The sequence below is a fragment of the Brevundimonas sp. TWP2-3-4b1 genome, assembly GCF_049897665.1.
In the GTDB taxonomy this organism is placed as follows: Bacteria; Pseudomonadota; Alphaproteobacteria; order Caulobacterales; family Caulobacteraceae; genus Brevundimonas; species Brevundimonas subvibrioides_B.
Genome location: NZ_JAFCWQ010000072.1, coordinates 1 through 817 on the forward strand (window position 1 = coordinate 1; position 817 = coordinate 817).

General features: G+C 67.8%; 1 protein-coding gene and 1 other annotated feature. The gene reads left to right on the top strand.

Translation table 11 applies throughout. From position 1 onward, the window contains the following. Positions 1–113: a sequence feature (AL1L pseudoknot), on the top strand. This feature is flagged as partial in the annotation. Continuing rightward, positions 1–817: IS3 family transposase (locus ACP7A5_RS17970; RefSeq protein ID WP_426043167.1), on the top strand; the 817-nt coding region annotated here is incomplete at both ends. Its footprint overlaps the feature before it by 113 nt.

The window sequence follows — 817 nt, forward strand, 5'->3', positions numbered from 1 at the left end:
TATTTTGCCCAGGCGGAGCTCGACCGCCCGTTCAAGCGATGATCGCCTTCATAGACGATCACCGGAAGGCTTATGGGGTCGAGCCGATCTGCAAGGTCCTGCCGATCGCCCCATCCACCTACCACGAGCGCCAGGCTCAGCGGCGTGATCCGGCCCGGCTGTCGGCGCGGGCGCGCCGGGACCTGGAGCTGAAGCCGCAGATCGCCCGGGTGTTCGCCGAGAACTTCGCCGTCTACGGCGTGCGCAAGATCTGGCGGCAGATGCGGCGCGAGGAGATTTCCCTCGCGCGCTGCACGGTGGAGCGGCTGATGCGCCAGATGGGCCTGCGAGGGGTGATCCGGGGCAAGCCGGTGCGCACGACGATCAGCGACAAGGCCGCGCCGTGCCCGCGCGATCACGTGAACCGCCAGTTCCACGCGCCGGCCCCTGACCGGCTGTGGCTGTCAGACTTCACCTATGTCGCGACCTGGGCAGGCTTCGTCTACGTCGCCTTCGTGATCGACGCCTACGCCCGGCGGATCGTCGGCTGGCGCGCCAGCCGCACGGCCCACGCCAGCTTCGTGCTCGACGCCCTCGAGCAGGCGCTTCATGACCGCCGGCCGGCTCACCGGGCGGGCCTGATCCACCACTCCGATCGCGGGTCGCAATACGTGTCCATCAAGTATACCGAGCGCCTGGCTGAAGCCGGCATCGAACCCTCGGTCGGCAGCGTCGGCGACAGCTATGACAACGCCTTGGCCGAGACGATCAACGGCCTCTACAAGGCCGAAGTCATTCATCGCCGTGGCCCGTGGCGATCCTTCGAGGCCGTCGAGTT